We start from the raw sequence: 16,657 nt of genomic DNA on the forward strand, positions 1-16,657 counted from the left end.
ACCGAGCCTCCCGCCTGACGGCGTCCCCCTGGGCGGCCATCTGCCCCGGTCTCATATGAGGCCCGGGGCGGGCTTTCGGTCAAGAGTCGCGCACACCCGTCGGAAAGTCGCCCCCCTGTGCGCGTGCCCGGGGTTCAGGAGGCGGTCTGCGGGGACTCCGCTCCCGGGAGGACATGAGCCGACATCCGCGCGGACAGGGCGGTGTTGAAGCGGGTGAGGAGCGAGCAGAAGTCCTCACGCTCCTGCGGCGTCCAGTCGTCCGTCAGTTCGGCCATCAACTGCCGCCGCGAGGAACGGACTTCCTCCAGTCGCGCCTGCCCGCGCGGGGACAGCTGGAGGACCACGGCCCGGCCGTCCTCGGGGTGCGAGGTCCGCTTGACCAGGCCGGTGTCGACGAGCGGCGCCACCTGCCGGGTGACCGTGGACGAGTCGATGCCCATGCTCGCCGCGAGCGCCTTGACGCCCATGGGGCCCTCGTTGTCGAGGCGGTTGAGCAGCAGGTATGCGGCGCGGTCCATGGAGTTGCGCACCTGCCCGACGCCGCCGAGCCGGGTCTGTTCGGCTCGGCGGGCGAACACCGCGACCTCGTGCTGCAAGGTGTCGAGAAGACCGGTGTCACCGACTGTCGTCATGTCCATCGACATTTCAGGTGTTGTGGGCATGGCCGGGGGCTCACTTCATGAAGGGGCTGCTGGAATGGGGGACAGAGTACGCGGCCGGAAGGCGGGTCGTACCGGCGCTGCGCAAACCGATCTCGGAGGTTGGTCACAGCGGCTGTTCCCGCCTGTGAACTGCGATGCTGGAGTCATGAGCTACGGCACGGCTGACTCCTTTCGCCCCGTCACCCTCGACGACGTGCGCGGCGCCCAGAAGATGCTGTCGGGCGTGGCGCGGGCGACCGCGATGGAGGGCAGCAGGCACCTGAGCCGGCTGGTCGGGGCGCCGGTGCACTTCAAGTGCGAGAACCTCCAGCGGACGGGGTCGTTCAAGCTGCGCGGTGCGTATGTCCGCATCGCAGGGCTGCTGCCGGAGGAGCGGGCGGCCGGAGTGGTCGCGGCGAGCGCGGGCAACCACGCGCAGGGCGTGGCGTTGGCGTCGTCGCTGCTGGGCGTGCGGTCCACGGTGTTCATGCCGAAGGGCGCACCGCTGCCGAAGATCAGCGCCACCCGCGAGTACGGCGCCGAGGTGCGCCTGCACGGCCAGGTGGTCGACGAGACGCTGGCCGCGGCGCAGGAGTACGCGGCCGGGACCGGCGCGGTGTTCATCCACCCCTTCGACCACCCCGACGTCATCGCGGGTCAGGGCACGGTCGGCCTGGAGATCCTCGATCAGTGCCCGCAGGTGCGCACGATCGTCGTCGGGATCGGCGGCGGCGGTCTGGCGGCGGGCATCGCGGTCGCGGTGAAGGCGCTGCGGCCGGACGTGCGGATCGTCGGCGTGCAGGCGGCGGGGGCCGCGGCGTACCCGCCCTCGCTGGCGGCCGGCCGGCCGGTGGTGCTCGACAACCCGGCGACGATGGCCGACGGCATCAGGGTGGGCCGCCCGGGCGAAGTGCCGTTCGCCATCGTCGGCGATCTGGTGGACGAGGTCCGCACGGTCACGGAGGACGAGCTGGCCGCGGCGCTGCTGCTGTGCCTGGAGCGGGCCAAGATGGTCGTCGAGCCGGCCGGGGCGAGCCCGGTGGCCGCGCTGCTCAGCGCGCCCGACGCCTTCGAGGGGCCGGTCGTCGCGGTGCTGTCCGGGGGCAACGTCGACCCGGTGCTGATGGAGCGCGTCCTGCGGCACGGCATGGCCGCACAGGGCCGCTACCTCGCCGTACGACTGCGGCTGACGGACCGGCCGGGGGCGCTCGCCTCGCTCCTCGGGACGCTGTCAGGGGTCGACGCCAACGTCCTGGACGTCAGCCACCTGCGGACCGATCCCCGGCTCGGGCTGACGGAGGCGGAGGTCGAACTGCACCTGGAGACCAAGGGGCCCGCGCACTGCGCCGAGGTCGGCCGGGCGCTGGGCGACGCCGGATACACCGTCATCGACTGAGGCCGCCGCTCCGGCCCGGCCCGCTCGCCCGGCGGCCCGGCCCGGCCCGCTCGCCTGGCCTCGGGCCCGGTCCCGCTTCAGGTCCTTTCGATCACTCGTTCGGGTAAATCCATTGTGAGACGCGATACATCGCGTTACGGTGTGTTCTCGGGATTGCGCGGTCGACTTCCCCGCGAGGCGGAGCGAAAAGTGCAAACCTAAGCTTTCCGGAGAATCCCCGACGACGTGGAGACCCATATGCCAGGCGCCATCTACGCCGAAGGCCTGGTGAAGACCTTCGGCGACGTAAAGGCTCTGGACGGCGTCGACCTGGACGTGCCGCAGGGCACGGTCCTGGGCCTGCTCGGGCCGAACGGCGCGGGCAAGACCACCGCCGTCCGCTGTCTGACCACCCTGCTGCGTCCCGACCGGGGCCGGGCCGTGGTCGCCGGCTTCGACGTGCTCGAGCATCCCAACGAGGTGCGCCGCTCGATCGGCCTGTCCGGCCAGTTCGCCGCGGTCGACGAGTACCTCACCGGTCGCGAGAACCTCCAGATGGTCGGCCGGCTCTACCAGATGAGAGCCGGCGCGGCGAAGGCCCGGGCCGCCGAGCTGCTCGACCGGTTCGACCTCGCGGACGCCGCCGACCGCACCGCCAAGACCTACTCCGGAGGCATGCGCCGCCGTCTCGACCTGGCCGCGGCGCTGGTGGTCTCGCCGCCCGTGATGTTCATGGACGAGCCGACGACCGGCCTCGACCCGCGTAACCGCCAACTGCTGTGGGAGGTGATCAAGCGTCTGGTCTCCGGCGGCACGACACTGCTGCTGACCACCCAGTACCTCGAAGAGGCCGACCATCTGGCGCATGACATCGCGGTCGTCGACCACGGCAGGGTCATCGCCCGCGGCACCTCCGACGAGCTCAAGGCCCGCACCGGCGGCGAGCGCGTGGAGGTCGTGGTGCACGAGCGCGAACACATCACGGTGGCCCGGGAGGTGCTGTCCGGCTTCGGCAAGGGCGAGACCACCGTGGAACAGCACACCCGCAAGCTGACCGTGCCGGTGACCGGCGGCGCGAAGCTCCTCGCCGAGGTCATCCGCGAGCTCGACTCCCGTGGCATCGAGATCGACGACATAGGCCTGCGCCGCCCCACCCTCGACGACGTCTTCCTGTCCCTGACGGGACACGTGGCCGAGGCGAAGGCGGAGGAGAGCGAAGCCGAGGGGCAGGGGCAGGCCGAGGGGCAGGGGCAGGCCGAGGGGCAGAGCGAGAAGGAGACCGTCAGATGAGTGCCGTCACCGACGCCGCGGCGCCGCAGCCCGCCCGTCCGTTCGCGCAGCCGGTCCGCGATTCCCTGGTCGTTGCAAAACGCAACTTGATTCGCATGGTGCGCATTCCGGAAGTGGTCATTTTCGGTCTCATTCAGCCCATCATGTTCGTAGTGCTCTTCACTTACGTCTTCGGCGGTTCCATGCGGATCGGCGGCAGCACCAGTGCCACCGCCTACAAGAACTTCCTCATGGCGGGCATCTTCGCGCAGACCGTCACCTTCGCCACGGCGGGCTCCAGTGCCGGTATAGCCGACGACATGCACAAGGGCCTCATCGACCGCTTCCGCTCCCTGCCCATGGCGCGCGGCGCGGTGCTCACCGGCCGTACCCTCGCCGACCTCGTCCAGACGGCGCTCACCCTGCTGGTGCTGGCGATCGTCGCGCTCCTGGTCGGCTGGCGGGTCGGCTCCGACGGCGAGACCAACGCCTTGCGGGTCATGGGAGCCTTCGGGCTGCTGCTCCTGCTCGGCTACGCGTTCACATGGATCGGCGCCCTGATCGGCCTGAGCGTCCGCACGCCCGAGGCGGCCACCTCCGGCGGGCTGATCTGGCTCTTCCCGGTGACCTTCATCTCCAACGCGTTCGTGGACACCGCCAATATGACGCCCTGGCTGCGCCACATCGCCGAGTGGAACCCCTTCAGCGCCACCGTCCAGGCATGCAGAGTGCTGTTCGCCAACCCCGGCCAGTCGCAGTCCGGCGCCTGGCCGATGCAGCACCCGGTCTGGGCCTCGCTGATCTACTCCGTGCTGATCATTCTGCTCTTCCGGACGCTGGCGGTGCGCAAGTACCGCTCGGCGACGGCATGAGGAGGTCCCGTACGGCGGAGCCCCTTACGGCGGAGATCCGTACGGCGGAGCCCCGCGCGCCGCGGCCCGGTGCGGCGTAGCCCGGCACGACCCCGCCGGGCGGCCCCGCCGGACATGACGAAACCCCCGGCGGCACGAGGGCGCCGGGGGCTCGTCGGAAGGCCCGGAGAGAGAAAGGTCCAGGTGGAAGTGGTGGGTCAGCCGTCGTAGGGCTTGGCCTCGAGGATGCGCACGGAGGCCTTCTTGCCGTTCGGCAGCTCGTACTCCGCGTCCTCGCCGACCTTGTGACCGATCACGCCGGTGCCCAGCGGGGACTGCGGCGAGTAGGTCTCGATGTCGGAGCTCGCGTACTCACGCGAGGCGAGCAGGAAGGTCATGGTGTCGTCCTCGTCGCCGTCGAAGGCGATCTTCACCACCATGCCCGGCGCCACCGCGCCGTCCGCGGAGACCGGAGCCTCGCCGACCTTGGCGTTCTCGAGAAGCTGGGTCAGCTGGCGCACACGGAGCTCCTGCTTGCCCTGCTCCTCCTTGGCCGCGTGGTACCCACCGTTCTCGCGGAGGTCCCCCTCCTCGCGCGCGGCGGCGATCTTGGCGGCGATCTCCGTGCGCGCAGGACCAGTAAGGTACTCAAGCTCGACCTTGAGCTTGTTGTACGCCTCCTGGGTCAGCCAGGTGACGGACTCGCTGGTCTGGGTCACAGGTGCTCCTCGTCGGTACTGGGAATACAAAGCATCGCCCTGTCAGAAGCATGTTCCTCTGGTGATGGGCGAAACCACGAGCCTAACAATTCAGCGGCCGAAGGGGGAGGACATAAGCCACCAGAATTACGTCGGCGCAGGTCAGTGTGCAGGTATTGCGGGTGACGCCGGTCAGGTGACGGCCTCGGGTCAGTCGGCGTGGCAGCCGAGCAGCTCCGCCGTCGTGCCCTTCGCCGTCGTGCGCAGGGTGACCACCTTGTCGATGCGCGAGTCCGCACCGGAGAAGCGGAAGTCCGCGCGGCCCACCTCGGCGCCCTCGGCGGACTGTGAGCGCACCGTGCAGTAACCGCTCGTGCCGGAGTCCTTGCGGACCTCCAGATGCACCTCGACGGCGTCGTCCGAGGTCGCCTTGAAGGCGATCACCTCGGCGCTGATCTTGTTCTGGCCGACGTAGTGATAGGCGAAGTAGCCCATCAACGCCAGGAGCAGACCGCCCAGGACGACACCGGCGATCTTGAGCTTGTGGTCGGCGCGCTCGTCCGAGGAACGGCCGTAGCGGCCCTCGGGCAGTCGCGTGCTCGCCGTGCTCATGATCGTCCTCTCGGCGCGGAATTTTTCGTCCCCCGATTCGGTCACTATAGAAGCCTGCGATCGCGCCGGGTCACGCCGGGCGCCGACTTACCGAGGATTGAGTCTTGACTGACCAGCTGCGACTGATGGCCGTCCACGCCCACCCCGACGACGAGTCGAGCAAGGGCGCGGCCACCATGGCGAAGTACGTGTCCGAGGGGGTGGACGTGCTGGTCGTGACCTGCACGGGCGGGGAGCGCGGCTCCATCCTCAATCCCAAGCTGCAAGGCGACAAGTACATCGAGGAGCACATCCACGAGGTACGCAAGAAGGAGATGGACGAGGCCAGGGAGATCCTCGGCGTCAAGCAGGAATGGCTGGGCTTCGTGGACTCCGGGCTGCCCGAGGGCGACCCGCTGCCGCCGCTGCCCGAGGGCTGCTTCGCCCTGGAGGACGTCGACGTGGCGGCCGGCGAGCTGGTGAAGCAGATCCGCGCCTTCCGTCCGCAGGTGATCACCACCTACGACGAGAACGGCGGCTACCCGCACCCCGACCACATCATGACCCACAAGATCTCGATGGTGGCCTTCGAGGGCGCGGACGACACCGAGAAGTACCCCGAGGGCGAGTTCGGGCCCGCGTACCGGCCGCTGAAGCTGTACTACAACCAGGGCTTCAACCGTCCGCGCACCGAGGCGCTGCACAACGCGCTGCTCGAGCGCGGCATGGAGTCGCCCTACGGCGAGTGGCTCAAGCGCTGGGAGGAGTTCGGGCAGCGCGAGCGCACGCTCACCACGCACATTCCGTGCGCCGAGTTCTTCGAGATCCGCGACAAGGCGTTGATCGCCCACGCCACGCAGATCGACCCGGACGGCGGCTGGTTCCGCGTTCCGATGGACGTCCAGCGGGAGGTCTGGCCGACGGAGGAGTACGAGCTCGCGAAGGCCCACGTCGGTACCTCCCTCCCCGAGGACGACCTGTTTGCGGGCATCCGCGACAATGCCTGACATGAGCGCAAGCGTGAGCCTGGCAATGACGCATCTCGTCCCCCTCGCCAAGGAGGTCGACGAGAACAAGGTCACCCCCGGCGTCCTCGGCTTCATCGTCTTCGCGGCGATGGCGGTGGCGGTGTGGGGCTTGATGAGGTCCATGAGCAAGCACATGGGCAAGGTCGACTTCAAGGACCCGGCCGACCCGGCTGACCCGGAGAACGTCTCGCACGGCGCCACGGCGAACGCCTCCACGACCACGGCTCCGGGCCCGAAGGCCGGCGGCAGGACGACGGGAAAGCCTTCGTCGGCGAGCTGAGGCCCCGCCGGCGGTGACGTCGACGGCCGGTGCGCGCGACGAGCTGACGAGGAGCGCTTGGGCAGGGGCGCCGGGGGCACGGGCAACCGGCCCCCCGCCCCTGCTCACGTTCGCCGCCCCGCCCTTGCTCACGCCCGGCTGCGGCCTGCGGTGCCGCTGCGGCGCGCCCGGCCGCCCGAGGGCTCACGGACTCGCGGCCGGTGCTCCCCGACGGGCCGGCGCTCCCCGACAGGCCGGTTTCACGTGGCGCTCATCCCGCTCCGGATCGGTCTCCCCGATTCGGTCTCCTGGGTCTCCCGGTTCGGTCTCCCCTGGTCTCCCCGGGTTGTTCTCGTCCCGGTCGGCCTTGTCCGGGCGGCCGGCGCGAAACTGGCGAGCGCCCCCTCCGCCTACGCGCCTCCGGCGAGCGCCCCCTCCGCCGACGTTCACCCAGCGAGCACGCTCCTCGGCCGACGTTCACCCGGCGAGCACCGCTCCTGGGCCTGCGTTCATCTGGGGTCGGCCTCGGGTGGGGCTGTGGGGTGCGGGGCGGCGTTCACCTCCACGCCCATCACCTCCACGCCCATCACCTCCACGCCCATCACCTCGCGGGCGGGTCTGCCGGGGACCAGGCCGAGACGCCAGGCCTGCCAGCCCGACTCCAGGTGTACGCCTCGTTCCAGCAGCAGGCCGTAGGCCTCCAGACACTCGGTCAGCCCGGTGTCGCGCAGCGGGTGGTCCGCCCGGACCAGCTGGGCCAGCTCCTCCTGGGCCACCGCCGTGCCGACCTCGACGCCGCCCGGCGCCGCGTACGGCAGCAGGGTGCAGCGCAGGAAGCGCGCCCAGTCCTCGCCGCGCCGGTCGCCGTAGGACGCGAACAGCGCCGCCGCCTCCTCGCACAGGGCCAGCGCGGCCTGCGCACGCGTGTTGCCCGCGTCGACGATCGCGAGCTCCAGACAGGTCCAGGCCTCGCCGTGGGCGACGCCGATGCGCTGGAAGTCGGCGCGCGCGTCGACCAGGAGCTGACGGGCGAACCCGGAGTTGCGCAGCGACCCGGTCTGGGCGGCGCGCTGGTCGCGGGTGACCCGCGCCGAGTGATGGCGGGCGCAGGCCAGACCGTAGACGTCCCGCATCCGGGAGAACAGGGAGCGGGAACGTTCCAGCTCGCGGACCGCGTGGTCCAGGTCGCCCGTCTCCTCCAGGGCCAGGCCGAGGTAGTACACCGTCCACGCCTCGCCGCGCGCGTCCTCGTTGTCCCGGTGCCGGGCCGCCGCCCGGCGCAGGTCCTCCGCCGCCGGACCGGGCTCCCCGGCGATCAGCCGGGCCCGGGCCAGCTGGGTGAGGGCCCAGGCCTCGCCCCGGGAGTCGCGGGTGCGGCCGTACAGGTCGAGGGCCCGTCGCAGGTCCGTCCGCGCCCGCTCGACGTCGCCACGACGCAGGTGCAGCTGGCCCAGCTGGAAATGCGCCCAGGCCTCGCCGTGCACGGAGCCGCCCTCACGGTGCAGGACCAGGGAACGCGTGAGCAGGTCCAGCGCCTCGGCCAGCTGCGCCCGGTCGCGCTCCACCGCCGCCAGCGCGTGCATCGTCCAGGCGCGGTCCGTGGCCAGCTCCGGCGCGGATTGCAGGGCCATCGCCTCCCGCAGCTTCGCCGCCGCCTCCTTCAGCTGCCCCTGATGGTGCAGGGTGATGCCCAGCGAACACAGGGCGCGCGCCGCGCCGGCGTCGTGGTGGGCCTGCAGATAGAGGTCGACGACCGAGCTGAGTGTGGTGCGGGCCTTGTCCAGCTCGCCCAGTTGACGTGCCGCGATGCCGGTGCGCCACTGCACGGACCGCACGAGCAGGTCCTGCCCGACCGACTGGGCCAGTTCGCTGATCTCGCCGAGCCGGTAGAGGTCGCCGCGCAGCAGGCAGTAGTCGCACAGCGCGCCCAGCAGGCTCATCACCGCGTTCTGGTCGACGCCCTCGGCGTGCCGCAGCGTCGACGTGATGAAGCTCGACTCGTCGTCCAGCCAGCGCAGCGCCTCGTCGAGGGAGGTGAAGCCGTGCGGGGTGAACCGGTCCGAGCGGGTCGACATGTTCCCGTCGACCAGCCGCAGCACCGAGTCGGCGAGCTCGGCGTAGCTGACGATCAGACGCTCCTGGGCCGCCGCGCGCTCGCTCTGCGGCTCCTCGTCCAGCAGACGGGCCTGGGCGAAGGCGCGGACCAGGTCGTGCAGGCGGTAGCGGTCGCCGCGGACGTGGTCGACGAGCCCGGCGTCGGCGAGGACCGTGAGGTGGCGGGCCGCCTCCGCGCGGTCGGTGGCGAGCAGCGCGGCGGCCGCCGCCGCGCCGAGGGAGGCCCGCCCGGCCAGCGCCAGCCGGCGCAGGAGCCTGCGGGTCGCGTCCGGCTGGTCGGTGTAGCGCAGCCACAGCGCGCGCTCGACCGGCTGCACCGGCCCGTACGCGCCGAGGTCCGCCGCCAGCGCACGCGGTGAACGCGGGCCCAGCGAGGAGCCCGCCACGCGCAGCGCCAGCGGCAGTCCGCCGCACAACCGCGTGATCCGGTCGGCGGACTCGGCGTCGTAGGGGCCGGACACGTCCTGGGCCGCCGCGCCCAGCAGTTCCTCCGCGCCCGCCGCCTCCAGGGGCCGCACCGCGAGTTCGTGCACCCGGGGCGACAGTTCGGCGGGCAGCGCGAGAGGGGTGCGGGCGGTGACCAGGACCAGGCTCTCGGAGCGTTCCGGGACGAGTGTGCGGACCTGCTCGGGGTCCGAGGCGTCGTCCAGGATCACCGTGACCGGCAGCCCGGTCAGATGCTGGTGGTACAGCTCGCCGAGCCGCCTGACCTGCTGCTCAGCCGAGGAGCGTTCACGGAAGAGGAGCTGCTCGCGGGGTGCGCCGAGGCGGTTCAGCAGATGCAGCAGGGCGTCCCGGGTGGACAGCGGCGTCTCCTGCGCGCTGTCGCCGCGCAGGTCCACCACGCACGCGCCGCGGAAGTGGTCGCGCAGATCGTGGGCGGCCCGCACCGCGAGCGTGGTGCGGCCGCTGCCGGGGTCGCCGTGCAGGACCACCACGGTGGGCCGGGTCTCGGTGCCGGCGCGTGAGGCCTGCACCCACTGCCGGATCTGCGCCAGCTCCGTCCGACGTCCGGTGAACGGGCCCGCAGGCTCGGGCAGTTGGGCGAACGACTGCTGCAGAACGCTCCGTCCGCGGGCCGCCGCGCTCTTGTCGGTGCCGCGCAGTCGCGGTCCGGGGAGCTTCTTCGACCCGGTCGTCGCCCTCAGTACCCGCTGCTGGTCCAGGAAGGGCCGGATACCGCGCACCTCCAGCGCCGTCAGCCACTGGAGCCTCAGTTGTTCGGCGCCGCCGGGCTGACCCGCCTCGCCGGCCCGGTGGTGCGCGGCCGGCAGATGCGACCCGGCCACCTTGGCGACGGTCGCGGCGGCTCCGACCACTCCGACGGTCACCCCGGCGCCCAGAGCCGTGCCCGGCCCGGTGCCCAGCGCGAGGTCCGCGACCGCCGCCGTCACGGCGGCGACACCCGCCACCAGCAGGGGAGTCCGGCCTCCTTCGCGCGCGTAGCGCTGCCCGAAACCGATGTGCCGGGCCTCCGCCTCGTCCAGGGCTCGCGCGTAGGCCTCGTACTCCTCGGCGGCCGTCTGCGCCATGACGTCCAGCGCGCCGCGCGCCCGCGTCAGCAGCGCCTGCCGGTCGGCCCGCCCGCCCGACCGGCGCACCTCCTCCTCCACGGCCCGCGCCAACAGCCGCTCGGCGTCCGCCCTATGACCGTCCCGCATGTCCCGTCCCCCTCCGGCGGTCACCGCTTTCCTTGGTCAAGTGTGCTGCGGTCGGCTGCGCAGCGCGAGGGGGCGTGGGCCCCTGCCGGCCGCCCCGCGGACCCGTACTTCCCGAGCCCGTACTCCCCGCACCCTTCCCCGCGCTCCTCCTCTCCGCCCCGGTGTGCGGTCGCCCGGTCGCCGGGGTGACGTCACCGGCGGGACATGCCTGCCGCCTCTCGGGCCGGGTACTGCGGCAGGATGGACTCCATGCCGAACCGACTGGCCCATGAGACGTCCCCGTACCTCCTCCAGCACGCCGGCAATCCGGTCGACTGGTGGCCCTGGTCGGCGGAGGCCTTCGAGGAGGCACGCAGGCGGGGCGTGCCGGTGCTGCTCAGCGTCGGCTACGCGAGCTGCCACTGGTGCCATGTGATGGCGCACGAGTCCTTCGAGGACCAGGCGACCGCCGACCACCTCAACGAGCACTTCGTCAGCGTGAAGGTCGACCGGGAGGAGCGCCCCGACGTCGACGCCGTCTACATGGAAGCCGTGCAGGCGGCCACCGGGCAGGGCGGCTGGCCCATGACCGTGTTCCTGACGCCCGACGCCGAGCCCTTCTACTTCGGCACGTACTTCCCGCCCGAGCCGCGCCACGGCATGCCCTCCTTCAAGCAGGTGCTGGAAGGGGTCAGGCAGGCCTGGACGGACCGGCGGGACGAGGTCGCCGAGGTCGCCGGGAAGATCGTCCGGGATCTGGCGGGGCGGGAGATCTCCTACGGCGACAGCCTGGCCCCCGGCGAGCAGGAGCTGTCACAGGCGCTGCTCGGGCTGACCCGCGAGTACGACCCGCAACGCGGCGGGTTCGGCGGGGCGCCGAAGTTCCCGCCGTCCATGGTGCTCGAGTTCCTGCTGCGCCATCACGCCCGGACCGGGGCCGAGGGCGCCCTGCAGATGGCCCGGGACACATGTGAGCGGATGGCCCGCGGCGGGATCTACGACCAGCTCGGCGGCGGGTTCGCCCGGTACTCCGTGGACCGTGACTGGACCGTGCCGCACTTCGAGAAGATGCTCTACGACAACGCGCTGCTGTGCCGGGTCTACGCGCACCTCTGGCGCGCGACCGGCTCGGAACTCGCCCGGCGGGTCGCCCTGGAGACCGCGGACTTCATGGTGCGGGAACTGCGCACCGAGCAGGGCGGGTTCGCCTCCGCGCTCGACGCCGACAGCGACGACGGCACCGGCCGGCACGTCGAGGGCGCGTACTACGCCTGGACGCCCGCGCAGCTGAAGGACGTGCTGGGCGAGGAGGACGCCGAGCTCGCCGCCCGTCACTTCGGGGTGACCGAGGAGGGCACCTTCGAGCACGGCTCCTCGGTGCTGCAACTGCCGGAACAGGAGGGCCTGTTCGACGCCGCGAAGATCGAGTCGATCAGGAGCCGGCTGCTCCGGGCCCGGACCGGACGCCCCGCTCCCGGCCGGGACGACAAGGTCGTCGCCGCCTGGAACGGGCTGGCGATCGCCGCGCTCGCCGAGACGGGCGCGTACTTCGAACGCCCGGATCTCGTCGACGCGGCCCTCGCCGCCGCCGATCTCCTCGTCCGGCTGCACCTCGACGACCAGGCCCGCATCGCCCGCACCAGCAAGGACGGGCAGGCCGGGGCCAACGCGGGCGTCCTGGAGGACTACGCCGACGTCGCCGAGGGGTTCCTCGCGCTCGCCTCCGTCACCGGGGAGGGCGTCTGGCTGGAGTTCGCCGGGTTCCTGCTCGACCATGTGCTGACCCGGTTCGTGGACGCCGAGACCGGCGCGCTGTACGACACGGCCGTGGACGCCGAGCAGCTCATCCGGCGTCCGCAGGACCCGACCGACAACGCCGCGCCCTCCGGGTGGACGGCCGCCGCCGCGGCGCTGCTCGGCTATGCGGCCCACACCGGCTCGGAACCCCATCGCACCGCGGCAGAGCGGGCGTTGGGCGTGGTGAAGGCGCTCGGGCCGCGCGTCCCCCGGTTCATCGGCTGGGGACTGGCCGCGGCCGAGGCGCTGCTCGACGGCCCGCGCGAGGTCGCGGTGGTCGGCGAGGGGCTGGACGATCCGGCCGCCAGGGAGCTGCACCGCACGGCGCTGCTGGCCACCGCCCCCGGAGCCGTCGTCGCGTTCGGCGCCGCGGGCGGTGACGAGTTTCCGCTGCTCGTCGGCCGGCCGCTGGTCGGCGGTGAGCCGACCGCCTACGTCTGCCGCGGCTTCACCTGCGACGCGCCGACCACCGACCCGCAGCGACTGCGTGACGCGCTGAGCGGCTGACGGGCCCCGGCTACGGCCGGCCCGCGAACTCCGCCAGGGCGCGTTCCACGATGGCGACCAGCTGCTCGTGGTGCGCGCCCTTCCAGTAGGCGCGGCCGCAGGACCGGCACTGGGCGAAGACGTCGTAGGACTGCTGGGTGCCCTGTCGCAGCCGGCCGGCGACCTCGTCCTTGCTGACCTGCCGCAGCAGGCCGTTGCAGGCGGTGCACCTGGTCCAGGGGAGCAGTTCGGGCGCGAACCGGTCCAGGACGTCGCGGAGTTGTTCCTCGGGGGCGGTGCTGTAGACGTAGGCGCCGGCCCACAGTTCGCGGCGGCGCAGCAGGCCCCGGTCGCGGCTGAGCATGACCCGTTGTTCGGCTGCCGACCGGGCGGCGAGGGCCGGGTCTCCGATGTCGGTCGACTCGTAGGCCGCGTCGACGCCGAGCAGGCGCAGCCGGCGGGCGAGGGTGCCGAGGTGGACGTCGAGGAGGAAGCGCAGCGGGGCGCCCGGCACCCGCTGGGGCCGGGCGACCGGGCGCACGCTCACCGACTCACCGTCGGCGGGGATGTGCGAGACGGGCGTCTCCCGGCCGTCGACGAGCAGGGCGCCGACCTCGGTGAGGGGCACCCCGAGCGACTCGACGACATGGCCGAGGGTCGAGACGCCGTCGACGGCGAGGTCGGTGGGGCCGGCGCGCCGGGCGTGCGGGACGAACAGGGCCAGCTCGGGCGTGACTTCGACGCGGATCCGGTGTGCGTTCACCTGGTCAGGATGGCACGGGGGAGCGGCCGGGGTTCAGCTGTCCTCCTCGCCCAGGCCGTGTTGCAGGACGTCCAGGGCGCGGTCGAGGAGGGCGGGGAAGTCGCCCTGGTGGCCGTTCTCCGCCCAGTACAGCGAGGTCTCCATCAGGCCTCCGGCGAGGGACATCGCGTGGACGCGGACCTCCAGGCTGTCGGGGTCGCGGCCGGTGCGTTCGGCGATCGCGCCGCAGAGCAGCCGGCCGGTGACCGACATGCTCTCCATCATCCGCGAGCGCACGGCCGGGACGTCGACGAGCAGCCGGGTGCGCAGCTTGGCCACCTCGAAGTCGTCCTTGATCCCGGTGCGGGCGGCCGCCAGCATGATGTGGCGGATGGAATCCGTCCAGGCCTCGTCCTTCGGGCGGGCCCGCAGTTCCTCCGCGAGGACCAGGTCGTACTCGTCCGTGAGGACGATGTCCTCCTTGGTCGGGAAGTAGCGGAAGACGGTCGACGGCGACACCTCGGCGCGTTCGGCGATCTGGTCGATCGTCGTGGCGTCGTAGCCCTGTTCCTCGACCAAGGCGTAGGTCGCGGCGCGGATCGCCTCGCGGGTCTTGATCTTCTTGCGCTCGCGGAGACCAGGTCGGGGGCGGTCGGCGGGAGGACTGATGCGTGCGGCCGTCATGGAACTCATTGTCGGGCATCGGCCCTCGCGGCCACCACCGCGGGACCGGCTTCCTCGGCGTCGGCGTCGGCGGGCCGGCCGGGCCGGGTTCCGGGCAGGAAGGCGGCCGCCAGCAGCGCGGAGACCAGGGCGGCGATCCCGCACACCAGCAGGACGAGGCCCATGCCGTGGACGTAGGCGGCGTTCGCGGAGGCGGCGAGCGAGTCCGCGTGGGCCCGGTCGGCGATCACGTGGGCGGCGACCACCGAGTCGCCGGCGGTGTCGGCGACGCCGGCGGGCAGGCCGGTGACGTCGAGCCGGTCGCGGAAGGCGCCCGCGAGCAGGCTGCCGAGCAGGGCGACGCCGATCGCGCCGCCGACCTGGCGCAGCGTCATCAGCAGGCCGGAGCCGCTGCCCGCGCGGTCGGCCGGCAGCGCCCCCAGGGCGCCCGACATCGCGGGCACGACCGAGAAACCGAAGCCGAAGCCGACGACCGACAGCCACAGCACGGTGAAGCCGTATCCGGCGTCGACGCTCGTGCGGCTGCCGAGCAGCGCGGCGAAGGCCAGCACCACCAGCCCCGCGCTCACCACGGCCCGCGCCCCGAACCGGGCCACCACGGGCTGGGCGGCCCGGGCGGCGATGATCAGCCCGCCCATCATCGGCAGCAGCCGGACGCCGGTGCCGAGGGCGTCGTGGCCGAGGACGACCTGGAGGTAGGGGGGCAGCACGAAGAGCAGTCCGGACAGGACGAACATCACCAGGGTCGCGGCGAGCGTGTTGAACAGGAAGCCGCGGTGGGCGAGCAGCGTCATGTCCAGCATGGGCCGTTCCACCCGACGCTCGCGCAGTACCAGCGCGGTGATCAGGACCGCCGCGGCGGCGAACGCGGTCAGTACCAGCGGGTCGCCCCAGCCTCGGGTGGGGGCCTCGATGATCGCGTAGACGAGGGCGCCGAGCCCGGCCGCGGTGAGCGCGGCGGAGGCGACGTCCACCCGAGGAGAGGCGGGGTCGCGGGTCTCGGGCAGCAGGAACACGCAGGCGGCGATGCCGAGCGCGGCCATGGGCAGGTTGATCAGGAAGACCGAGCCCCACCAGAAGTGGTCGAGCAGCCAGCCGCCGATGATCGGTCCGAGCGGCAGGCCGAGTGTCGAGCCCGCCGAGACGATGCCGACGGCCTTGGTCCGCTCCCCGGGCGCGAACAGCGAGGGCAGCACGGACAGCGCGAGCGGGGTGACCAGGGCGGCTCCCACGCCCATCACGGCGCGGGCGGCGATCACGGCGTCGACGTCCCCGGCCAGGGCGCCGACCAGCGAGCCGACGAGGAAGATCCCGAGCCCGGTGATCAGCATCCGGCGCCTCCCGAACCGGTCGCCGAGGAGGCCTGCGGGGAGCATCAGCGCCGCGAAGACGACGATGTACGCGTCCGCCATCCACTGTTGTTCTTCGGTGGTGGCCCCGAGCCGCTCGGCCATGGTCGGCAGGGCCACATTGAGGATCGTCGTGTCGAAGCCGAGCGTGAGCATGCTGGCGACCAGCGCGCCGAGGGCCCACCAGCGGCGGGGGTCGGACCCCACCGGGCTCGAATTGGTGACAGTAACCATGAATTGAGAGTAGCTTCCAAAAGATGGTGGCTGTCAATCTTTCGGCTTCCGGCGCACGAAAATCGGCCACGGCTCGAGAGCCGTGGCCGAGGTGACGGAGACGCGCCGCCGGCGCCGTCATCCGTGCCGGTACGCCACCAGGGAGATGCCGACGTAGTGCACGACGAACGCGGCGAGCGTGAGCGAGTGGAACACCTCGTGGAAGCCGAACCAGCGCGGGGAGGGGTTGGGGCGCTTGATGCCGTAGATCACGCCGCCCGCGCTGTACAGGAGTCCGCCGACGATCACCAGGATCAGCACCGCGACGCCGCCGGCGTGCAGGAAGTCCGGCAGGAAGAAGACGGCCGCCCAGCCCATCGCGATGTAGCAGGGGGTGTAGAGCCAGCGCGGGGCGCCGACCCAGAAGACGCGGAAGGCGATCCCGGCGAGCGCCGCCGCCCAGATGCCCCACAGCAGCCAGCGCCCCTTGGAGCCCGGCAGGAGCAGCAGGGCGAGCGGGGTGTAGGTGCCCGCGATGATCAGGAAGATGTTCGCGTGGTCCAGCCTGCGCAGGACGCGGTCCATGCGCGGACTCCAGTCCCCCCGGTGGTACAGGGCGCTGACGCCGAACAGGAGGCAGGCGGTGAGGGCGTAGACGCCGCAGGCGATGCGCCCGCGGGGGGAGTCGGCGAGTGCGGTGAGCACGAGGCCTGCGACGAGGGCGGCCGGAAACATTCCGAGATGCAGCCAGCCGCGGAGCCTGGGCTTGACCGGGTGCGGCAGGGAGAGCGCCACGGGGCCGTGGCCGTCGGCCGGCGTGTCCGTGGGCGCGTCGGGAGCGGACGCAGTCATGCGCGCAATCGTACCTACGTGCCCGTAGGTCGCGGCTCTCCGCGGTCGGACCGTGCGCCGGGAGTGG

At 72.2% G+C, this 16,657-nt stretch carries 14 protein-coding genes; 6 read left to right on the top strand and 8 right to left on the bottom strand.

Annotated features, from left to right (window positions below; genetic code table 11):
* Window positions 1-134: 134 nt before the first annotated feature.
* Window positions 135-644, bottom strand: coding sequence for a MarR family winged helix-turn-helix transcriptional regulator (locus IE239_RS20860; RefSeq protein WP_190150941.1), 510 nt, complete (start codon window positions 642-644; stop codon window positions 135-137).
* A gap of 163 nt (window positions 645-807) precedes the next feature.
* Between IE239_RS20860 and ilvA the strand changes: the two genes are divergently transcribed.
* The 3 genes from ilvA to IE239_RS20875 all read left to right on the top strand — a co-directional run bounded on the left by ilvA (window position 808) and on the right by IE239_RS20875 (window position 4,157).
* Complete coding sequence (gene ilvA / locus IE239_RS20865; RefSeq protein ID WP_190150861.1) at window positions 808-2,037, top strand: threonine ammonia-lyase; 1,230 nt, start codon at window positions 808-810, stop codon at window positions 2,035-2,037.
* Between the two features lie 237 nt (window positions 2,038-2,274).
* Window positions 2,275-3,306 carry an ATP-binding cassette domain-containing protein gene (locus IE239_RS20870; RefSeq protein WP_190150862.1) on the top strand — a complete coding sequence of 344 codons (1,032 nt, stop codon included), beginning with the start codon at window positions 2,275-2,277 and terminating at the stop codon, window positions 3,304-3,306.
* A complete protein-coding gene (locus IE239_RS20875; RefSeq protein WP_190150863.1) occupies window positions 3,303-4,157 on the top strand; it encodes an ABC transporter permease in 855 nt (284 codons plus the stop codon). The genes IE239_RS20870 and IE239_RS20875 overlap by 4 nt, the downstream gene beginning before the upstream one ends.
* Window positions 4,158-4,354: 197 nt before the next feature.
* Here IE239_RS20875 and greA read toward each other — a convergent pair whose 3' ends face one another.
* The gene (gene greA / locus IE239_RS20880) at window positions 4,355-4,855 is read right to left on the bottom strand and encodes a transcription elongation factor GreA (protein WP_190150864.1); all 501 of its coding nucleotides are present in this window, start codon (window positions 4,853-4,855) and stop codon (window positions 4,355-4,357) included.
* Window positions 4,856-5,044: 189 nt separating this feature from the next.
* Window positions 5,045-5,446: a DUF4307 domain-containing protein gene (locus tag IE239_RS20885; RefSeq protein WP_190150865.1), complete on the bottom strand. Its 402-nt coding sequence runs from the start codon at window positions 5,444-5,446 to the stop codon at window positions 5,045-5,047.
* A 125-nt stretch (window positions 5,447-5,571) separates the two neighbouring features.
* Here IE239_RS20885 and mca point away from each other — a divergent pair, with 125 nt between their 5' ends.
* Window positions 5,572-6,432 carry a mycothiol conjugate amidase Mca gene (mca, locus tag IE239_RS20890; RefSeq protein ID WP_190150942.1) on the top strand — a complete coding sequence of 287 codons (861 nt, stop codon included), beginning with the start codon at window positions 5,572-5,574 and terminating at the stop codon, window positions 6,430-6,432.
* Window positions 6,425-6,733 (top strand): hypothetical protein, encoded by a 309-nt coding sequence (locus tag IE239_RS20895; RefSeq protein ID WP_190150866.1) that lies wholly within the window; start codon window positions 6,425-6,427, stop codon window positions 6,731-6,733. The genes mca and IE239_RS20895 overlap by 8 nt, the downstream gene beginning before the upstream one ends.
* 488 nt (window positions 6,734-7,221) lie before the next feature.
* Here IE239_RS20895 and IE239_RS20900 read toward each other — a convergent pair whose 3' ends face one another.
* Window positions 7,222-10,488 carry a tetratricopeptide repeat protein gene (locus IE239_RS20900; RefSeq protein WP_229878221.1) on the bottom strand — a complete coding sequence of 1,089 codons (3,267 nt, stop codon included), beginning with the start codon at window positions 10,486-10,488 and terminating at the stop codon, window positions 7,222-7,224.
* Window positions 10,489-10,737: 249 nt separating this feature from the next.
* On the opposite strand from IE239_RS20900, the gene IE239_RS20905 reads away from it, so the two are divergent.
* Complete coding sequence (locus tag IE239_RS20905) at window positions 10,738-12,771, top strand: thioredoxin domain-containing protein (protein WP_190150867.1); 2,034 nt, start codon at window positions 10,738-10,740, stop codon at window positions 12,769-12,771.
* Between the two features lie 10 nt (window positions 12,772-12,781).
* On the opposite strand, the gene IE239_RS20910 is transcribed toward IE239_RS20905, so the two are convergent.
* The 4 genes from IE239_RS20910 to trhA all read right to left on the bottom strand — a co-directional run bounded on the left by IE239_RS20910 (window position 12,782) and on the right by trhA (window position 16,590).
* Entirely contained in the window at window positions 12,782-13,513 is a 732-nt protein-coding gene (locus tag IE239_RS20910; protein WP_190150868.1) for a Mut7-C RNAse domain-containing protein, read from the bottom strand.
* A gap of 33 nt (window positions 13,514-13,546) precedes the next feature.
* A complete protein-coding gene (locus tag IE239_RS20915; RefSeq protein ID WP_444545009.1) occupies window positions 13,547-14,176 on the bottom strand; it encodes a TetR/AcrR family transcriptional regulator in 630 nt (209 codons plus the stop codon).
* A gap of 5 nt (window positions 14,177-14,181) precedes the next feature.
* Complete coding sequence (locus tag IE239_RS20920) at window positions 14,182-15,759, bottom strand: MFS transporter (RefSeq protein ID WP_190150870.1); 1,578 nt, start codon at window positions 15,757-15,759, stop codon at window positions 14,182-14,184.
* 117 nt (window positions 15,760-15,876) lie between these two features.
* On the bottom strand, window positions 15,877-16,590 hold the full coding sequence (gene trhA, locus IE239_RS20925; RefSeq protein WP_190150871.1) for a PAQR family membrane homeostasis protein TrhA: 714 nt from the start codon (window positions 16,588-16,590) through the stop codon (window positions 15,877-15,879).
* Window positions 16,591-16,657: the final 67 nt, after the last annotated feature.

This window comes from Streptomyces humidus (assembly GCF_014649655.1).
Classification (GTDB): Bacteria; Actinomycetota; Actinomycetes; order Streptomycetales; family Streptomycetaceae; genus Streptomyces; species Streptomyces humidus.